General features: G+C 63.2%; 18 protein-coding genes and 1 tRNA gene. 14 read left to right on the forward strand and 5 right to left on the reverse strand.

The window, feature by feature from the left end; translation table 11 throughout:
- The 6 genes from POF53_RS18720 to POF53_RS18745 all read left to right on the forward strand — a co-directional run.
- Positions 1-493: hypothetical protein (locus POF53_RS18720; protein WP_498968934.1), on the forward strand; the 493-nt coding region annotated here is incomplete at its 5' end.
- Positions 493-1,683: a DUF6708 domain-containing protein gene (locus POF53_RS18725; RefSeq protein WP_498968936.1), complete on the forward strand. Its 1,191-nt coding sequence runs from the start codon at positions 493-495 to the stop codon at positions 1,681-1,683. The genes POF53_RS18720 and POF53_RS18725, both read left to right, overlap by 1 nt.
- The gene (locus tag POF53_RS18730) at positions 1,655-1,879 is read left to right on the forward strand and encodes a hypothetical protein (protein ID WP_498968938.1); all 225 of its coding nucleotides are present in this window, start codon (positions 1,655-1,657) and stop codon (positions 1,877-1,879) included. Before POF53_RS18725 ends, POF53_RS18730 begins: the two co-directional genes overlap by 29 nt.
- A complete protein-coding gene (locus tag POF53_RS18735) occupies positions 1,876-2,691 on the forward strand; it encodes a DUF6708 domain-containing protein (protein ID WP_498968940.1) in 816 nt (271 codons plus the stop codon). Before POF53_RS18730 ends, POF53_RS18735 begins: the two co-directional genes overlap by 4 nt.
- Before the next feature lie 46 nt (positions 2,692-2,737).
- Positions 2,738-3,556, forward strand: coding sequence for a DUF6708 domain-containing protein (locus tag POF53_RS18740; protein ID WP_498968942.1), 819 nt, complete (start codon positions 2,738-2,740; stop codon positions 3,554-3,556).
- Positions 3,553-3,810 (forward strand): PAAR domain-containing protein, encoded by a 258-nt coding sequence (locus POF53_RS18745; protein WP_498968944.1) that lies wholly within the window; start codon positions 3,553-3,555, stop codon positions 3,808-3,810. Before POF53_RS18740 ends, POF53_RS18745 begins: the two co-directional genes overlap by 4 nt.
- Before the next feature lie 122 nt (positions 3,811-3,932).
- Here POF53_RS18745 and POF53_RS18750 read toward each other — a convergent pair.
- From POF53_RS18750 to POF53_RS18770, 5 genes are all read right to left on the reverse strand, one after another.
- Positions 3,933-4,008, reverse strand: a tRNA-Gly gene (locus tag POF53_RS18750).
- A gap of 64 nt (positions 4,009-4,072) precedes the next feature.
- Positions 4,073-4,633: a CDP-diacylglycerol--glycerol-3-phosphate 3-phosphatidyltransferase gene (gene pgsA / locus POF53_RS18755; RefSeq protein WP_028692524.1), complete on the reverse strand. Its 561-nt coding sequence runs from the start codon at positions 4,631-4,633 to the stop codon at positions 4,073-4,075.
- Positions 4,634-4,666: 33 nt separating this feature from the next.
- Positions 4,667-6,490 carry an excinuclease ABC subunit UvrC gene (gene uvrC / locus POF53_RS18760; RefSeq protein WP_050704747.1) on the reverse strand — a complete coding sequence of 608 codons (1,824 nt, stop codon included), beginning with the start codon at positions 6,488-6,490 and terminating at the stop codon, positions 4,667-4,669.
- A gap of 11 nt (positions 6,491-6,501) precedes the next feature.
- The gene (gene gacA, locus POF53_RS18765) at positions 6,502-7,140 is read right to left on the reverse strand and encodes a response regulator transcription factor GacA (protein WP_028692526.1); all 639 of its coding nucleotides are present in this window, start codon (positions 7,138-7,140) and stop codon (positions 6,502-6,504) included.
- 63 nt (positions 7,141-7,203) lie between these two features.
- Positions 7,204-7,593 (reverse strand): helix-turn-helix domain-containing protein, encoded by a 390-nt coding sequence (locus POF53_RS18770; protein WP_028692527.1) that lies wholly within the window; start codon positions 7,591-7,593, stop codon positions 7,204-7,206.
- 568 nt (positions 7,594-8,161) lie between these two features.
- Here POF53_RS18770 and POF53_RS18775 point away from each other — a divergent pair.
- The 8 genes from POF53_RS18775 to POF53_RS18810 all read left to right on the forward strand — a co-directional run bounded on the left by POF53_RS18775 (position 8,162) and on the right by POF53_RS18810 (position 18,475).
- Positions 8,162-9,469 carry a nucleotide sugar dehydrogenase gene (locus tag POF53_RS18775; protein WP_203652077.1) on the forward strand — a complete coding sequence of 436 codons (1,308 nt, stop codon included), beginning with the start codon at positions 8,162-8,164 and terminating at the stop codon, positions 9,467-9,469.
- A gap of 54 nt (positions 9,470-9,523) precedes the next feature.
- Entirely contained in the window at positions 9,524-11,056 is a 1,533-nt protein-coding gene (locus POF53_RS18780) for a glycosyltransferase (RefSeq protein WP_498968948.1), read from the forward strand.
- Between the two features lie 16 nt (positions 11,057-11,072).
- Positions 11,073-12,236 (forward strand): PilZ domain-containing protein, encoded by a 1,164-nt coding sequence (locus POF53_RS18785; RefSeq protein WP_498968950.1) that lies wholly within the window; start codon positions 11,073-11,075, stop codon positions 12,234-12,236.
- Between the two features lie 9 nt (positions 12,237-12,245).
- Positions 12,246-13,694 carry an SEL1-like repeat protein gene (locus POF53_RS18790; RefSeq protein ID WP_498968952.1) on the forward strand — a complete coding sequence of 483 codons (1,449 nt, stop codon included), beginning with the start codon at positions 12,246-12,248 and terminating at the stop codon, positions 13,692-13,694.
- Positions 13,691-15,136, forward strand: coding sequence for an alginate export family protein (locus POF53_RS18795; protein WP_498968954.1), 1,446 nt, complete (start codon positions 13,691-13,693; stop codon positions 15,134-15,136). The genes POF53_RS18790 and POF53_RS18795 overlap by 4 nt, the downstream gene beginning before the upstream one ends.
- 12 nt (positions 15,137-15,148) lie before the next feature.
- Complete coding sequence (locus POF53_RS18800; protein ID WP_203652066.1) at positions 15,149-16,576, forward strand: MBOAT family O-acyltransferase; 1,428 nt, start codon at positions 15,149-15,151, stop codon at positions 16,574-16,576.
- Between the two features lie 156 nt (positions 16,577-16,732).
- Positions 16,733-17,827, forward strand: a complete 1,095-nt coding sequence (locus tag POF53_RS18805) for an alginate O-acetyltransferase (RefSeq protein WP_254465303.1) — start codon at positions 16,733-16,735, stop codon at positions 17,825-17,827.
- Between the two features lie 18 nt (positions 17,828-17,845).
- Positions 17,846-18,475 (forward strand): alginate O-acetyltransferase AlgF, encoded by a 630-nt coding sequence (locus POF53_RS18810; RefSeq protein WP_203652062.1) that lies wholly within the window; start codon positions 17,846-17,848, stop codon positions 18,473-18,475.
- Positions 18,476-18,499: the final 24 nt, after the last annotated feature.

Consider the following 18,499-nt stretch of genomic DNA (forward strand, 5'->3'; position numbering starts at 1 on the left):
TTATCGGCTGTGGGGGGCGGGATTGGCGACGGTGGGGGGGCTTGTCAGCATTGCCTGGGACTTCTCCGACGCCAAGGAAGCAGAAGCTAGATCCAAACCAACGCTTGCAGCAGCCTACGGACTTAGAGGAAGCGCAACCATCGCCCTAATTCTGGGACAAGGAGGAATAGCGTTTTCACAAGCGAGTGCGTTTTTCCAATGGCTATCAATGAGTGCCAACCAAACATGGAGAAGCAGCTTATACGCTACCCTTTCCACTCTTTCCGCACGGCTAGCCGCGAACCGTGCAGCCATGATGTTTCTGAGCCGCTTGAGTTGGATAGGCGGCGCTATTGTACTCGGCACCACAATAACCTTACTCATCATCGATGACGACGCATTGGAGAAGTGGTGTACAAAATGCTGCTTCCGCCTTAAACCCTCCGCCAAAGGATACATGAAGGACACCGATGAGCTCGAAGCGTTATTCAATGCCATGAATGAGGTAGTTTAATGTATTTTATTGAGTGGTTCGCATGGCTGGCCGCCATTGACCCAAAAGAAAAACGCGAAGCCTTTAAAAAGCAGAACAAAACAATCAAGAATAGAGGGGTGTATGAAAGCGAAGACGAAGAATACGTTGCAGCCGCAAAAAAATCAGTATGTGAAACCCCAAAGAGCCGTGGCCCAGTCTACGTATACAACGAGCATGTGCTCGAAATGCGCAGTGGCATGTGGGAGGATAAACGCGGACTGATATCGATACTTTCTTTGATCGTTATACTTTCAGCAGCATTTAACTTATGGATAGCCCTTGGCGGCATAGAAAAGCTCAATCATTTAATATCTAATGGCAAGCCATATGGCGAGCAATTATTTATGTCACTTTTTTTCCTTGGCATATCTTTAATCCTCGCAGTGCCTTATCTGATGTATGGCCTGCGTTTAACTCGCTTGGAAATGTTCACCTCCCGTCACTTGTTGATACGCTTCAACCGTACCACTCAACAGGTCTACCTTCATCGTCCTGTCTACTGCGGTGGGATCGTCACGCTGCCGTGGAACGGCGTATCGTCCAGCGGCTCTGATAAAAAGTATGCTCCACCGGGTGGTATGGGCATGCCGCTGGAACTCACATGGTCGCCCGTGTTCACTGGCACACTGCGTCCTGAACTGATCTGGGTCGGCAAATCCGCCAATAATTTCGCAGAGCTTCAAGCCGAATGGGAGTTTATCCGTCGTTTCATGGATGAAGGCCCAGAGGGACTACCGCGCCCCCACATCACCTCGCACTTCCCCTGGCCTTGGCAAGCCTTCACGCCTCAATTCGAAGGCCTGACCCACTACTTCCGCAATTCCCCACGCGTCATCAAGTGCGGTCTGGTGCTGCTCTCTCCTGCCTTCCTGATCATCGGAACAGGTCACTGGGTGAGTCTCCTGCTGTGCTGGAAACCTCGCTGGCCCAAAATCATCCGTGAAGCCGGCCTGCCGGGAAAACCCGTCCCGGCAGTGACCACCGTTGACGATTACCCACCCCATATTCAGGAGAGGCTGCGGGAGAACGCCTACCTCTGGACTATACGCCCAGGCAAACGACCGGAGAGGAAACCCCGTGTCTCTGAACGTCGACCCAAGAGCCCAAGTCAAACTCCTGATATCGAGAAGGATGCGCCCCATGAGGTCGACAGTAACGATCAACCGTAAAGCCGGGTTGTTGGTCGGTATGGAGGGCGTGTCCTCCGGGGCGCGGCTGCTCGCCCAGTGGTGGCGTCCGCCGGCACTCACCCCAGGCCTTGGTAAGCACAGCATCATGGCTGCAACTTTGAACGTCACGTACTGGCCAGATCGAAACTCTCCTGAGGCCTATGCACACTTAGAAATCCAGGCGATCAACGAATGACTAAAACCAATGAATATCTACCTCGCCACCCCATTGGCTGGAAGTATGACCTACCTCTTCCCACCGAAGAACCACCCCAACCATTCAACCCAGCCCTGCTACCGCCCACACCAAACCAAATAAACAACATCTACATGGAAGTCTCCAGAGCAACTTTGAGTACCAGAGGCCTTGGCAGCATCGGCGGAAGTGCAACATTACTACTTATCCTTCTAGCAAACTTACCGTTCATCTATGACTCAATCACAAATAGCAGCGAAATAGACACAGACTTCATTCTCCTAGGATACCTAATTATAACTGCATTATGTTGGACGATTATACCTTATATCCGTATAGACCTAGAACTACCGCGCGACGAGCCAATACGCTTTAACCGTTCACGCCAGAAAGTCTACTTCTATCAATACAGATTTGATCGCATCAGCGTGTTCAGCCGAAAAAAATGGGGGATCCACCCTGTGGTCTACGACTGGAAAGATCTTATCGCCGAAGTCTGTAGTGTCTACGCCCCCATGGGTAATGGTGGAGTCGTCGAAAAAGTCCTTATCGCAGTCCGCAAGCCAGGTACCGACGAAATTATCGACCGTCTCTTCCTCACCCATAATATCGAGGTTGGAACACGATACTGGGAGATCATCAGACTGTTCATGCAACAGGGCCCAGACGCCCTGCCCACCTTTGTTCGCCCACCCCGCGATTGGGACAATGACTTCGAACTCACCCCCATTCGCCGACTGGCCCCCAGGGTGCAATGGCCGGAAGCGATAGACCGAGAGTCCCGTACCGGTCCCACAGGAGACTCCACGTGAGATCGATTGCGTGTACAGCCCATCAGGAATTCATGGAACTCTGTCAATGACCATTAATAACAATACGCTACCTCACCGGGGCCTAGGGTGGAAATACAATCTACCTCTACCCAATGAAAAGCCCACACAAAATCTCAACGCAGTCGTGCTCCCCCCAACGCCAAACAAAATAAATGAAACCTACATGGAAGTACCCAGATCCACACTAAGAGTTAGAGGCATCGGCCTCATCGGCGGAAGCATAGTTCTGTTGACAGGGCTACTACCAATACTATCTTTAATATACATAACGGCATTCGAAAGGGTGAGAATTGAACTGGATTTCACCATAATAAGCCTAACCGCGCTGACAGCTATATATTGGTTGACCATTCCTATCGTACGCTTAGACGCTGAACTACCGCGCGACGAGCCGATCCGCTTCAACCGACTACGACAAAAAGTTTACTTTTACGAATACAAGCAAGACAAGGTTCGAATATTCAGCAAAAAGCACTGGGGGGTACGCCCTGTCGTTTATAACTGGAGCGACCTCATCGCCGAGGTCTATAGCCTTTATGCGCCGATGGGCAACGGCGGACTCGTTGAGAATATCGTCATCGCCGTACGCAAGACAGGTACCAACGAAATAATCGACCGCCTGTTCTTCAGTCATGACCTTGAGGATGGCAAGCAATACTGGGAGATCATCAGACTCTTCATGCAACAGGGCCCCAACGCCCTTCCCACCTTCGTTCGCCCACCCCGCGATTGGGACAATGACTTCGAACTCACCCCCATTCGCCGATTGGCCCCCAGGGTGCAATGGCCGGAAGCGATAGACCGTGAGTCCCGTACTGGCCCTGCCGCAGGAGAACCCACATGAAACCGGTCGTCCTTGTAGGCCACCTGCACGAGTGCCCGCTGCATGGCGCGGGTGTGGTGGAATCCGGCAGTGAAACCTACCAGTTCAATGGCAAACCCGTTGCCCGGGTCGGGGACCGTATCAGCTGTGGGGCGCTGATCGAAACGGGGGCCACGCACTTTCTCATCGATGGCAAGTGCGTGGCACGCCAGGGCGATCGCACCAGTCATGGTGGCACGCTTGTCGAGGGGGACTCGGGGTGGCTTCTCGACTGACAGGTGCTTGTGCCTTGGGGCAAGAGACGCCATGCACCTGCAACCACCAAATCCCAGGCACAAAAAAAGAGGCCTTTCGGCCTCTTCTTTGTGATCCCAGCGACGCACTGCGGATCGATATTTGGAGCGGGAAACGAGACTCGAACTCGCGACCCCGACCTTGGCAAGGTCGTGCTCTACCAACTGAGCTATTCCCGCGTCGTGATGGGTGCCATTCTAGCGATTTCCAGAACGGCGTCAACCCCTTGATTCAAAAAAACTTTTACTTCTGCTCCGAACCTTCGCGCAGGTGCGGCCAGGCGGCCAGCAGGTAGTGCACCATCGAGATCAGGGTCAGGCCCGCCGCCACCAGTAGCAGCCCATAGCCCAGCACCACCCAGAAGGTCAGCAGCGGCGGGTTGGCCAGCAGGATCACCAGCGCCAGCATCTGCGCGGCGGTCTTCCACTTGCCCAGGTTCGACACCGCCACGTGGGCGCGGGCGCCGAGCTCGGCCATCCACTCGCGCAGCGCCGAAACGACGATCTCGCGGCCGATGATCACCGCCGCCGGCAGCGTCAGCCAGAAGTTGGCGTGCACCTGCACCAGCAGGACCAGGGCCACGGCGACCATCAGCTTGTCGGCCACCGGGTCGAGGAAGGCGCCGAACGGGGTGCTCTGCTGCAACCGACGCGCCAGGTAGCCGTCGAGCCAGTCGGTGGCGGCGGCGATGGCGAATACCGTGCTGGCGGCCATGTAGCTCCAGTGATAGGGCACATAGAACAGCAGGATGAAGATCGGGATGAGCAGGACGCGTAGAACGGTGAGCAGGTTTGGAATATTCATCGGTACGACTGGCTGCGAGTTGAACCCGGCATTCTACTCGCTATGCAGGCTGGCATAAATCGACTCGGCAAGCTTTTTACTGATGCCGGGGGCTTTGGCGATCTCGTCGACACTGGCGCGGTTGAGCTCCTGCAGGCCGCCGAAATGTTTCAGCAGGTCGCGGCGGCGCTTGGGCCCGACCCCGGCGACGTCCTCCAGGCTCGAGGTGCGCCGGGCCTTGCCGCGCCGGGCGCGGTGGCCGGTGATGGCGAAGCGGTGGGCTTCGTCGCGGATCTGCTGGATCAGGTGCAGGGCCGGCGAGTCGCCCTTGAGGGTGAACTCGTGGGCCACGTCGTTCAGGTACAGGGTCTCGAAACCGGCCTTGCGGGTCACGCCCTTGGCCACCCCCAGCAGCGTCAGGTCAGCAAAGCCCAGTTCCTGCATCACGTCGCGGGCCATGTTCAGCTGGCCCTTGCCGCCGTCCACCAGCAGCACGTCAGGTAGCTTGCCCTCGCCGTCCTTGATCCGCCCATAGCGGCGCTGCAAGGCCTGGTGCATGGCCGCATAGTCGTCGCCAGCGGTAACGCCTTCGATGTTGAAGCGGCGGTAGTCGGACTTGAGCGGGCCTTCGGGGCCGAACACCACGCAGCTGGCCACGGTGGCCTCGCCGCTGGAGTGGCTGATGTCGTAGCACTCCAGGCGCTGCGGCACCTCGTCCAGGTCGAGCACCTGGGCCAGCGCCTCGAAGCGCGCGGCCATGTGCTGGCGGTTGGCCAGGCGGGCATTGAGGGCCTGCTCGGCGTTGGTCACCGCCAGCTGCTGCCAGCGCGCGCGGGTGCCGCGCACCCGATGGCTGATGCTGATTTCGCGGCCGCGCAGGGTCTGCAGCGCCTCGCTGATGGCGGCGAAGTCGTCGTGCACCACGTTGACGATCAGCTCGCCCGGCAGCTCGCGCTCGGCGTTGCCCAGGTAGTACTGGGACAGGAACGCGGCCATGACCTCGGCCACCTCCTCCTCGATGCCCACCTGGGGGAAGAAGTTCTTGCTGCCCAGCACCCGGCCGCCACGCACGCTGATCAGGTGCACGCAGGCGCCGCCCGGGTTGACGAAGGCCGCCACCACGTCGACGTCGCCGGAGCCGCCCTCCATGTACTGCTGGTCCTGGACCCGGCGCAGCAGGGCGATCTGGTCGCGCAGCTCGGCGGCCTTCTCGAAGTTCAGGGCCATGGCGGCCTTTTCCATCTCGGCGCTGAGCTCGTTGCCCAGCTGCTGGCTGCGGCCTTCGAGGAACATCACCGAGTGGCGCACGTCCTCGGCGTACTCCTCGGCGGCGACCAGCCCCACGCACGGCCCCTTGCAGCGTTTGATCTGGTACTGCAGGCACGGGCGGGTGCGGTTGGCGTAGTAGCTGTCCTCGCACTGGCGCACCGAGAACGCCTTCTGCAACAGGCTCAGGCTCTCGCGGATGGCACCGGCGCTGGGGTACGGGCCGAAATAGCGGCCCTTGGCCTTCTTCGCGCCGCGGTGGATGCCCAGGCGCGGGAATTCGCCGTCAGACAAGAATACGTACGGGTAGGACTTATCGTCGCGCAGCAGGATGTTGTAGGGCGGTCGCCATTCCTTGATCAGCGTCTGCTCGAGCAGCAGCGCCTCGGTCTCGTTGGCGGTGATGGTGGTTTCGACCTGGGCGATGCGCCCCACCAGGGCAGCCGTCTTCGGCGCCAGCCCGGTCTTGCGGAAATAGCTGGCCAGGCGCTTCTTGAGGTTCTTGGCCTTGCCCACGTACAGCAGCCGGGCTTCGGCGTCGAACATCCGGTACACGCCCGGGCGACCGCTGCAGGTCGCCAGGAACGCGCTTGCATCAAAAGGTTGTGACATGAGGTGTGTGCTTACAGACTTGCGTCGACCATACCGTGGCGGACAGCCAGCAAGGTCAGTTCGACGTCGCTGGTGACCGAGAGTTTTTCGAAGATTCGATAACGGTAAGTATTGACGGTCTTGGGGGACAGACACAACTTGTCAGAGATGATCTGCACCTTCTGGCAGCCGACAATCATCAGCGCAATCTGGATTTCCCGCTCGGACAGCGCGTCGAACGGCGAGCCCTGCGGCTGGAACGACTTGAGCGCCAGCTGCTGGGCGATCTGCGGGCTGATGTAGCGCTGGCCGGCGAAGGCCAGGCGGATTGCCTGGACCATTTCGTCGAGCCCGGCGCCCTTGGTGAGGTAGCCCGCGGCACCCGCCTGCAACAGGCGGGTGGGGAACGGGTCTTCCTCGCACACGGTCACCGCGACCACCTTGATGTCCGGATGGCTGCGCAACAGCTTGCGCGTGGCTTCCAGACCACCGATCCCTGGCATCTTCACGTCCATCAGGACCACGTCCGGCTTGAGCTCGCGGGCCAGCTTGAGGGCGGACTCGCCAGAGTCCGCCTCCCCCACCACCTGCAGCCCGTCGATGTCGGCCAGCATGCGTGTGATGCCGGTACGCACCAGATCGTGATCGTCGACCACCAGGACCCTAATCAAGCAGACACCTCGTCAGTGGGGCGATTGGATCCCGCCACCTTAACAAAATTTTTCACAACGAACCTAGCGCAAAGCGTCATGGAAATATGCCTGCCGGTCAGGCCGCCGAATACGCAGCACTTGTGCCCCGCCCTCCTCGCCCGCCAGGCGGTTGAGCAGGTGCCAGACCGCGGCCTGGTCGGCCGAGGGCAGGCGGCGGAACGCGTCGAGCAGACGGTTTTCGTCGGACGTGAGGCTGTCCAGCGGCGCGGGGGTGTGCACGCCGCTCAGCACATAGAGCGCATCGACACCCTTGCTGGCGACCGCCGCGAGGTAGTCCATGCGCGGCGTGCGTTCGCCGCTCTCGTATTTGCCCTGGGCGTTGGGCTCGACGCCACCGATGTCGCCAAAGATACGCTGGGTCAGCCCCAGGCGTTCGCGCTCTTCTCTGAGTCGCGGACCGAATCCGTTCATCTGCTTGCCTCCTTTGCATGAATGGAAGAAGGGTGCATCCCGCACCCGAGTGAATGCCTGCGCAGTCGTCCGGCACTATGCCAATTGGATCCAATCCTTGCAAGCCATCATTGCGCCACAGTCGGACGCCTGGGGGACATGGAAGCGCCCGACGACAGACGAAAATAGCACTTCCAAGAATCAGAAAAATCACCCAAGTCAGTAAAAAAGCGCACATCGAAGCGCGACTGAAACGGTTGAAAAAGTGGCGAAAAGCGCCATTTTGGCGTCATTTTATCGGCACAAACAAGGGTATCGTTTTTTTGACGCCCAACTTTTATCTAACTTTAAGTCATTGTTTTATAAACGATTTTTAACTTTCTCACAGGGCATTTAGAATTTATCAAAACAACAACACAACAAAGCTTGCCGAACTATCAGAAAACTCCTTAGGATGTAAAAAGACCACCAAGAAACAGCCTGCATCGCTATATATCTAGCGCGGCCTGATCCTGCGCGTCTGGCATTTTCAAAACTTCTGAACTGAGTATCTCGGCCGGCCTTGCGCCGCGCCTGGGGAGAGGGATCTATGAACATCAGTATCTTCGGACTTGGCTATGTGGGAGCGGTCTGCGCCGGCTGCCTGTCGGCACGCGGACACCAGGTACTGGGGGTGGACGTCGCCCAGGCGAAGATCGACATGATCAACCAGGGCCGCTCGCCCATCGTCGAGCCGGGCCTGGAACAGCTGCTGCTCGACGGCGTGCGCCAGGGCCGCCTGCGCGGCACCACCGATGTCCAGGCGGCGATCCTGGCCACCGAGCTGTCGCTGCTGTGCGTCGGCACGCCGAGCAAGGCCAACGGCGACCTCGACCTGGTGTACATGGAAGCGGTGTGCCGGGAGATCGGCGCGGCCCTGCGCGACAAGGCCAGCCGCCACACCGTGGTGGTGCGCAGCACGGTGCTGCCGGGCACGGTGAAGAACGTGGTCATCCCGCTCCTCGAGCAGGCCTCGGGCAAGCAGGCCGGCCGCGATTTCGGCGTGGCGGTCAACCCGGAATTCCTGCGTGAAAGCACGGCGATCCAGGACTACGACTTCCCGGCCATGACCGTGATCGGCGAACTCGACAGCCAGTCCGGCGATCTGCTCGCCACGCTGTATACAGGCCTCGACGCCCCGGTGATCCGCAAATCGATCGAGGTCGCCGAGCTGATCAAGTACACCTGCAACGTCTGGCACGCCACCAAGGTCAGCTTCGCCAACGAGATCGGCAACATCGCCAAGGCGTCGGGGGTCGATGGCCGCGAAGTGATGGACGTGGTCTGCCAGGACTACAAGCTCAACCTGTCGCGCTACTACCTGCGCCCGGGCTTCGCCTTCGGCGGCTCGTGCCTGCCCAAGGACGTGCGCGCCCTCACCTACCGCGCCAGCCAGCTGGACGTGGCGCACCCGCTGCTGGCCTCGATCATGGACAGCAACCGCAACCAGGTACAGAACGCCTTCGACCTGGTGACCCGGGCCGGCAAGCGTCGCATCGCCCTGCTCGGGCTGGCCTTCAAGGCCAACAGCGACGACCTGCGCGAAAGCCCGCTGGTGACCCTGGCCGAGCAGTTGATCGGCAAGGGCTACGACCTGCGCATCTTCGACGCCAACGTCGATCACGCCCGCCAGTTCGGCGCCAACCGCCAGTACATCGAGCAGCAGATCCCCCACGTCAGCGCCCTGCTGCGCAGCGACCTGCAGCAGGTGATCGACGAGGCCGAGGTGATCGTGCTGGGCAACAACGACGAGCGCTTCGTCCAGGCCCTGGACGTCGGCAACGGCAAGCAGGTGATCGACCTGGTCGGCTTCATGGCCGGCAGCAGCGACGCCCAACGCCACGGCATCTGCTGGTAAGGCACGCCGCCGCCCGCCGTTACGGCGGGCCCCGACCCAAGGAGCTACAACGCCATGGAACGACAGCAACAGCGGCCTTTCGCGGCCCCGGGGTATATGCGCGCGGCGGCTAGCTTCTGTGCCTGGGCGCTGCTCGCCGGGCTGATCGCCCTGGCCGCGCAGATGGTTGCGCCACAGTACCTGGACCCGAACCACCACCTGTTCATCTTCATCATCGGCACCCTGGGCATGTGGCGCTACGGCAACGCCATCGTCCACTACCTGCGCGGCATGTACTTCCTGCACTGGCGCTTCCCGCGCCTGCGCCGCCAGGTCGAGCGCCTGGGTGACGCGGCCTTGCCGTCGCACATGTTCATGGTGGTGACCAGCTTTCGCATCCCCACCCACACCACCTTCAAGGTGTACCAGTCGGTGTTCCAGGAGGTGCAGCGGCTGAAGGTGCCGTGCACGGTAATCGCCTCGATCGTCGAGAAGGGCGACGAGCAGTTCATCAAGGACATCATGCGCGACGAGGTGCGGGGCCGCGACGATATCGGCCTGGTGATCGTCCGCGCCCGCGGCACCGGCAAGCGCGATGGCCTGGCCCACGCCTTCCGCGCGCTGTCGCGGCAGATGCCGCTGGACGACGCGGTGGTCGGCGTGGTCGACGGCGACACCATGATGCTGCCCGGCTGCGTCGAGCGGGCGGTCAAGCTGTTCGCCGTGCTGCCCGACGTCGGCGGCCTGACCACCAACGAGTTCTGCGAGGTCGAGGGCAGTCGCTGGATGCGCCAGTGGCACTCGATGCGTTTCGTCCAACGGCATATCAACATGTGCTCGATGGCCCTCTCGCACCGGGTGCTGACCCTCACCGGGCGGCTGTCGTTCTTCCGCGCCGGGGTGATGACCGACCCGGATTTCATCCGCGACGTCGAGGCGGATTTTCTCGAACACTGGCGCCTGGGCCGCTTCCAGTTCCTCACCGGCGACGACAAGTCGAGCTGGCTGAGCCTGATGCGCGCCGGCTGGGACACCTTCTACGTGCCCGACAGCCACACCCTGACCGTCGAGCACCCGCCCAGCGACAGCTTCTGGGTGGCCACCCGCCAGCTGATGTTCCGCTGGTACGGCAACTCGCTGCGCCAGAACTTCCGCGCCACCGCCCTGCTCGGCCGCGCGCGCCTGGGGCTGTTCACCCTGTACGTGCTGCTCGACCAGCGGGTGTCGATGTGGACCTGCCTGATGGGCCTGACCGGCTCGGTGGTCGCCGGCCTGGTGTTCGGCATCCAGTACCTGCTGGTGTACCTGTTCTGGGTGCTGGTCTCGCGCAGCCTGGTGACGGTGCTGTTCGTCTTCGCCGGGCACCCGGTCAGCCCGATGTACCCGTTCGTTCTCTATTACAACCAGATCGTCGGTTCGCTGATGAAGGTCTACGCGATGTTCCACATGGACCAGCAACGCTGGACGCGGCAGAAGACCACCCTGGCCACCGGCAGCGTCGACTTCGACGCCAGCCTCAACCGCTGGTCCTCGAAGGCGATGCTGTGCTCCTCGATCGCCATCTTCTTCGGGGTCATCACCGTTCTCCTGGAACTCTCGCAACGTTAAGGAAAGGCGCCTGCACATGAGTACTTCGAATACCCCGGCGGCCCCGGGCACGACCGCGGCCAATATCGTCCACGAGGCCATCGACGAGCGTCAGTACGTGCGCACCCGCATGCACGCCCGGGTGCGCCTGTCCGGCGCCGGCCGCGAACCGTTCGAGGCCGACCTTGCCGATATCTCGCTGGGCGGCATCGGCCTGCTGCACGAGGCGCCGCTGACCGTCGGCGCGCTGTACGACGCCTCGATCCAGCTGCGCCTGAACCAGGTAGACCTGTCGATCGACGGCAAGGTGCGCATCGTCTCCCAGCGCGGCAAGGAGGTCGGCGCGCAGTTCGTCGACCTCGACGCGCAGAAGCGCGACATCCTGCGCTACCTGATCAGCGCCTACCTGTCGGGCGAAGTCGCCGACATAAACGGCCTGTTCAACGTGATGCAGCGCGAGAACTACATCAAGGCGCGCAAGCACCAGCAGGCCAGCGCCCGCACCCCGGCCGAGCGCCTCAAGGCCGTGGCCGGCACCGCGCTGTACGCCACCGCCGGCCTGGCCGCGCTGGGCTTCGTCGGCTACAAGGGCTACCTGCTGTTCTTCCGCGTCCCGGCGCTGCAGGCCACGGTGGCCGGCAATGCCCAGGTCATCAGCATGCCGGACAACGGCTACGTGAGGTACCTGCTGCCGGCCGGCGCCAGCGAGGTGCAGGCCGGCCAGCCGCTGGCGAACATCTCCACCCAGCTGGCCACCAGCTTCACCAGCCCGGCGGACATGAAGGCCCTGGCCGACCTCGCCCCGGGCGACCTGCAGGCGCTGCTGGGGCGCGCCAGCGTCGAGACGGTGATCAACAGCCCGTGCGACTGCCAGGTCTGGTACCCGTCGCCGCCGCTGGACGGCTATGGCTACAAGGCGGCGCCGATGATGCACCTGCTGCCGAAGCACGAGGGCTTGTTCGTGCGCGCCAACGTGCCGTTCGACAAGCTCGCCGATGTCGGCCGCGTGCGCTCGGTGGACATGCAGGTGTTCGGCCTCGACCAGCACTTCAGCGGCAAGGTGGTCGACGCCCGCTCCGACGAGCTGAACCACAACCTGGCCCTGACCATCCAGCCGGACAGCCCGCTGCCGGCGGCGGCCTACCAGAAGGCCGTGGCGGTCGACCTGTACCTGGGCCTGCCGTTCGGCAGCGGCAACTGAGGGCCGGTCATGATCGCCAAGAACGCCCCGCGCCTGTTGCTGGCCGGCCTCGGCCTGGCCTGGGCCGGCAGCGCCTGGGCCGGGCAGAGCCTGGAGCAGATCCGCTACGCGCTGTACAAGGACCCGAGCGCCGATGTCACGAGCGACCTGCGCGCCCTCGCCGAGCGTGGCGACCTGGCCTCCAAGCAGCTGCTCGGCGATGTGCTGGCCAACAGCGACAGTGCCAACCGCCAGGACATCGTGAGCCTGTACCAGGAGGCCTTCGCCGACGGCCACGGCCAGATCCCGGCGCTGGCCTCGCTGGCGCGCCTGCTCGACCGCACCCCGCGCCTGCAGCGCAGTCACGAAGCCTGGGTGCGTCAGGCCCTGGCCCGCTACCCCAACGACCGTGATCCGCGCAGCACCAGCACCAGCCTGGAGGTGTTCCTGGTCTATCCGCAGCTGTTCCCCGGCGAGCGCGCCGCCGAACTGCTGGCGCTGTACGAACAGAGCTGCCTGCTCAACTGTCGCCCTGAGCTGTACCGCGCCGTGGTCGCCGAGCGCCAGGGCGACAGCGCCGCAGCCGAGCGCTGGTACCAGCAGGCGGCGCGCATCGACCCACGCGGCATCGAGCGCTACTACCGCTTCCTCGGCGAGCGCCAGGACCCGGCCTTCCTCGCCTTCGCCCGCAGCCTGGAGCCGGAGATGGCCAGCCTGCCGGTGGAGGTCGTGCAGCGCATCGGCGCGCTGCTGGACAGCATCCACGGCACCACCCGCGCCGAGCTGGACGCCGAGCGCGAACAGCGCCTGAGCCGCGCCATGGGCCCCAAGGTCGAGCCGACGCCCGAGCAACTGGCCCGCGACAAGGCCAACGACCAGTTGCGCGCCGACGGCATCGCCGAGGCCCAGCGCTGGCTGGACAACGCCGTCGCCCGTGGCTACCTGCCGGCGCAGGTGTCCAAGGCCAACTTCATGATCTCCAACCCCACCGAGCACAACGCCGAGCAGACCCAGGCACTGATCGCCCAGGTGCGGGCCAAGGACCCGACCCGGGCAAAGGCGCTGGATGCGGCGTTCTACATGGTCAACAACTGGCTGACCCTGGATCCGCAAAAGTCCCAGGCGCTGATCGACGAGCTGATCACCGCCCGTTATCCCGACGCGCAGCTGCTGCTGGGCGACCTGTACAGCAAGGGCGGCCTCGACCAGCCCGACCAGGAGCGTGCCCTGGCCATCTGGCAGCGGCAGGCCGAGCAGGGCTCGACCGCGGCCTGGTACCGCATGGCCACCGTGCACCTGCGCGGCCGGGCCATCTGCCACGACCCGGTCAAGGCCTACACCTATGCGCGCATCGCCCTCGACCTGGGCGAGACCCGCGCCCGCGGCCTGATCAAACGGCTGGACAAGACCTTGCCCAAGGATGACATCGAGCGCGCCCTGGCCGCGCGCAACGATCTGTTGAAGGAGGCCACCCTGTGAAAGCCCACCCACCCCTGCTCGGCGCCCTGCTCGCCCTGGCGCCCCTGACGGTGCTGGCGGCCGAGGAAGTCACCGGCCCCGAGGCCGACAGCAACGCGCCTGTGCGCGTCGCGGCCGTTGACGGCAGCGAGCCGCTGATCACCTCGGAGTTCTTCAACAAGCTCACCGTGCAGACCGGCTACGGGCCGCAGGACTCCCAGGTCGGCCGCGACCGCGAAAGCTTCTACAGCCTGCGCTACGAGCCGTCGTTCGCCTGGTACTCGCCGGAAAAACGCTGGGCCAAATGGATGGTCTATGGTCGCCTGTGGCTGAACTACGACTCCAGCCAGTCGAGCAACCTGGCCAACGAGTCGACCAACAACAATGAGCGCGAGCAACCCGAGGGCTGGTACGCCGAGCTGCGCGAGCTGTACGTCAAGCGCAACCTGATCGGCGACGACCCGCGCTTCTCGCTGTCGTTCGGTCGTCAGCGCTTCTACGACGACTACGGCATCTGGTGGGACGACAGCCTGGAGTCGCTGCGCTTCAACTACCAGGACACCTTCAGCGACGCCTTCGTCGCGGTCGGGCAGAAATTTCGCAATTACAACACTGACGTCAATTCGCTGGCCGCAAGCGAAGCGCGCACGCTGTACCTGATGGGCCAGTACGCCTATCGCTGGAGCCCGAACAACCAGGTCGGCGTGCGCCTGATGCAGGAGAACGACCGCAGCGGCCACGATGTCGACGACCGCTACGACTTCAAGGGTTGGCGCTACGGGTTGTTCTTCAAGGGCGACAACCTGCCGCTGGCCAGCGACTACCACCTGGAACTGGCGGCGCTGGACGGCACGATGGACAACACCGCCGGCAACGGTGTCACCAGCACCGGCCACGGCAGCCGCGGCTGGGCGGCGCTGGGCGAGGTCGGCAAGCGTTTCGAGACCTTGCCCTGGACCCCGCGCCTGGCCCTGCGCGGCGGCCTGACCGACAAGCCGGACGACGACAACGACGGCTTCCGGCTCAACCCGATCCAGTCCGACCGCATCACCCGCCAGGGCTCGTACAGCACGCGCCTGACCAGCTCGTTCGTCGCCCTCGACCTGCGCAACCTGAGCTACTACGGCGTCGCCCTGGAGACCCGGCCCACGGCGCGCAGCGCCCTGGACCTGCGGGTGACCCAGCTCAACCTGCGCGACGAAGGCGGCGCCCTGCCGATCCGCATGACCGCCGATGCCCGCGCCCGGCGCCAGAGCGAACTGAACGCCGGCCGGCACGGCAAGGGCGACAACGTCGGCCAGATGATCGACCTCAACTACTACTGGAAGATGTTCCCGGTAGCCCTCGACGGCAAGCACCTGGACGTCAACACCCTGGTCAGCGCCAGCTACCTCAACGCAGGCAGCGCGCTGGACACCGGCGACGACTACCAGCTGAGTGTCGGCGTGGTGATCAGCTACTAAGGACCGGCCAGCATGATCTTCGCCTCCAACGTCTTCCTGTTCCTCTACCTGCCGCTGTTCCTGGCCATCTACTACCTGGCCCGGCCACAGTGGCGCTCGCTGGTGATCGTCGCCGCCAGCTACGTGTTCTACGCCTGGTGGCGCCCGGACTTTTTGCTGCTGTTCGTCGCCATCACCGCCTGGAACTACGGCTTCGGCCTGTTCATCAAGGCGCGCCTGGACGCCGGCGACAAACGCCGTGCCCTGCGCCTGCTGTGGCTCGGCGTGGCCGGTAACCTGGCCACGCTCGGCTACTTCAAGTACGCCAACTTCGGCGCCGAGGTGCTGGCCCTGCTGCTGGCGCCGCTGGGCATCAACACCTGGACCCTGGAGAACATCTTCCTGCCGCTGGGCATCTCGTTCTACGTGTTCCATGCCCTGAGCTACATCGTCGACATCTACCGCAAGGACGCCACGCCCACCCGCAGCTTCATCGACTTCGCCGCCTTCGTCGCGCTGTTCCCGCACCTGGTGGCGGGGCCGATCCTGCGCTACAGCCAGCTCGCGCCGCAGCTGCGCCAGCGCAGCCACTCGCTGGAGCTGTTCTCGCTGGGGGTGTGCCGCTTCATGCTCGGTTTCATCATGAAGGTGCTGATCGCCGACCGCCTGGCGCCGATCAACGTGCTGTTCGTCGGCGAAGGCACCCTGCAGTTCAGCGATGCCTGGTTCGGCCTGGTGGTCTCGACCCTGCAGCTGTACTTCGACTTCGCCGGCTACAGCCACATGGCCCTGGGCCTGGCCTTGATGATGGGGTTCCGCTTCCCGGAAAACTTCAACCAGCCCTATGTGTCGCAGAGCATCACCGAGTTCTGGTCGCGCTGGCACATGACCCTGGCGCATTTCCTGCGCGACTACGTGTACCTGCCGCTGGTGCGCAAGCGCGTGGCCGGCGCCCTGCCGGCGCTGGTGTGGACCATGCTGCTGTCGGGCCTGTGGCACGGCGCCAGTTTCGCCTTCATCTGCTGGGGGCTGTTCTTCGGCATCGGCATGGTGCTGGAGCGCAGGTTCAACCTGGCGACCAAGGTCACCACGCCCTATCACCTGGGCCGCAACCTGCGCACCGCGCTGCTGATCATCCTGAGCATGCCGCTGTTCTTCACCATGGACCTGCGCCACAGCCTGCAGATCTACCAGGCGCTGCTGGGCTTCAACGGTTTCGGTTCGCTGGAGCTCTATGTGCTCGGCGCCTCGAAGATGGCCATGGCCTTCGCCCTGGTGGCAATCGCCTGGCTGATCCTGGCCGGGATCAACAACGTGCGCTTCTACGCCGGCAACAAGGAAGGCTACTTCATGCGTCACGTCGGTGTGCTGCACAGCCTGCTGCTGTGGGGCGGCTTCCTGCTGGCGCTGAGCAGCCTGGCGGCCAGTTCGTTCTCGCCGTTCCTGTATTTCCAGTTCTAGGGCAAGGCTTGAGATGCCCCCTGCAGGAGCGGGCTTGCCCCGCGAACACCGGCGCAGCCGGTGCCATGCACCGCGTCGCCTTGATCGCGGGGCAAGCCCGCTCCTACAGGGGGACGTGTCGATCAATGAATCAACTAACTGTTCCGTGGAAATGCCATGTACCCAGTGATGAATTCGGCCGGCAAGGCCAACGGTGTGGTCTTCGCCCTGGCGCTGGCGGCGATGTTCGTCTATTCGCTGCCGCCGGTGCTGAGCTTTGCCCGTGCCCAGACCGACAGCTGGAACCTGTTCGTCGACGGCAAGCTGCTGCGCAAGTTCGAACAGGTCTACGACAAGCGCCTGTTCCTGCGCGAGCCCTCGCAGCGACTGTGGGCCGACGCCCAGTTCCAGCTGTTCGGCGAGGGCACCAAGGGCGTGGTGCTGGGCAAGGACGGTTGGCTCTACACCAACCAGGAATACCGCGTGCCCAACGACCTGGACGCCAGCCTGGCGAGCCAGCTGGAGCAGATCGTCAAGGTCCAGAGGCAACTGGCCGAGCACGGCAAGCACCTGGTGCTGCTGCCGCTGCCGATGAAGCTGGATATCTACGCCAACCACGCCGAGCACGCCTTCGATCCGCGGGTGCACAGCCTCTACGACCGCTTCGTCGCCGACCTGCAGCTACGCCGGCTGGACGTGGTGCCGTTGCGCGACGCCTACCTGCGCAACCTGGCCGGCCCACGGCTGTTCCTCAAGTCCGACACCCACTGGAGCCCGGACGGCGCGCGCCTGTCGGCCTATGAACTGGCCCGCCAGCGCCCGCAGTTGCTCGGCGACCAGGTGTACGTGTCGCGCAAGGCCGGCGACAAGACGGTCAAGGGCGACCTGATGAACTACCTGCAGTTCGACCACGCCCGCCTGGCGCCGCAGTTCGGCCCTAACCCGATCGAGCTGTACGAGACCCTCCAGGCCGAACAGGACAGCGACGCGCTGTTCGCCGAACAGACACAAAGCCTGCTGCTGGTGGGTACCAGCTACAGCAAGATCGACGACTGGAACTTCGTCGGGTTCCTCAAGGAGGCGCTCAACCGCGACCTGTTGTCCATCGCCGTGGAGGCCCGCGGGCCGTTCGAGGCGATGAACCAGTTTCTCGCCGGCGACCAGTTGCAGAACCCGCAGATCGACACCGTGGTCTGGGAGTTCCCCCTGCGCACCCTGTTGGCCCATCGTCCCGGCGCGCTGGCCCGCAGCGCCCAGCCCGGACATTTCTGACGTCCCTAGGAGAACCTGATGAAGCTTTCGCCCCTGTTCACCGCCCTGGCCCTGACCTGTGCCAGCCACGCCGCCCTGGCCGCCGAAGGCAATGCCGACCTGTACGACGCCGTGGCCCCGGCCGATTCTGCGTTCGTGCGTGTGCTCAACCTGTCCGACGGCAACGTCGAGGTGGCCCTCAGCGGCAAGCTCAACCCGCAGAAGGTCGCCCCCGGCCAGCTCAGCGGCTACCGCTTCGTGCCGGCCGGCGTGCACAGGATCGGTATCGGCGCCAAGGCCATCGAACCGACCCTGGTGGCCAATGCCGCCAGCACCGTGGTCTACGACGGCAAGCAGCTGCAGTTGATCGCCGACCAGTACGTCAACGAGCCGAAGAAGGCCCAGGTGGCCTTCTACAACTTGACCCCGTCCCAGGCCACGCTGCGCACCGCCGACGGCAAGCACGAGGTGGTCAAGGCCCTGGCCAGCGGCCAGACCGGCGCGCGCATGGTCAACGAGATCAAGATCGACTTCGCCGCCTACGTCGGTGGCCAGGAAGTGGCCAGCTTCGATGAGCTGTTCCTCAAGAAGGGCCGCTCGTACAGCTATGTGCTGCTGCCAGGCAACCGCAGCCTGAGCCTGGCCAACAGCATCGACCCGACCGAGTGACGCCGTGCCGCACGCAAGGATGAC

This window comes from Mitsuaria sp. RG, from assembly GCF_028369275.1.
GTDB lineage: Bacteria > Pseudomonadota > Gammaproteobacteria > Pseudomonadales > Pseudomonadaceae > Aquipseudomonas > Aquipseudomonas peradeniyensis.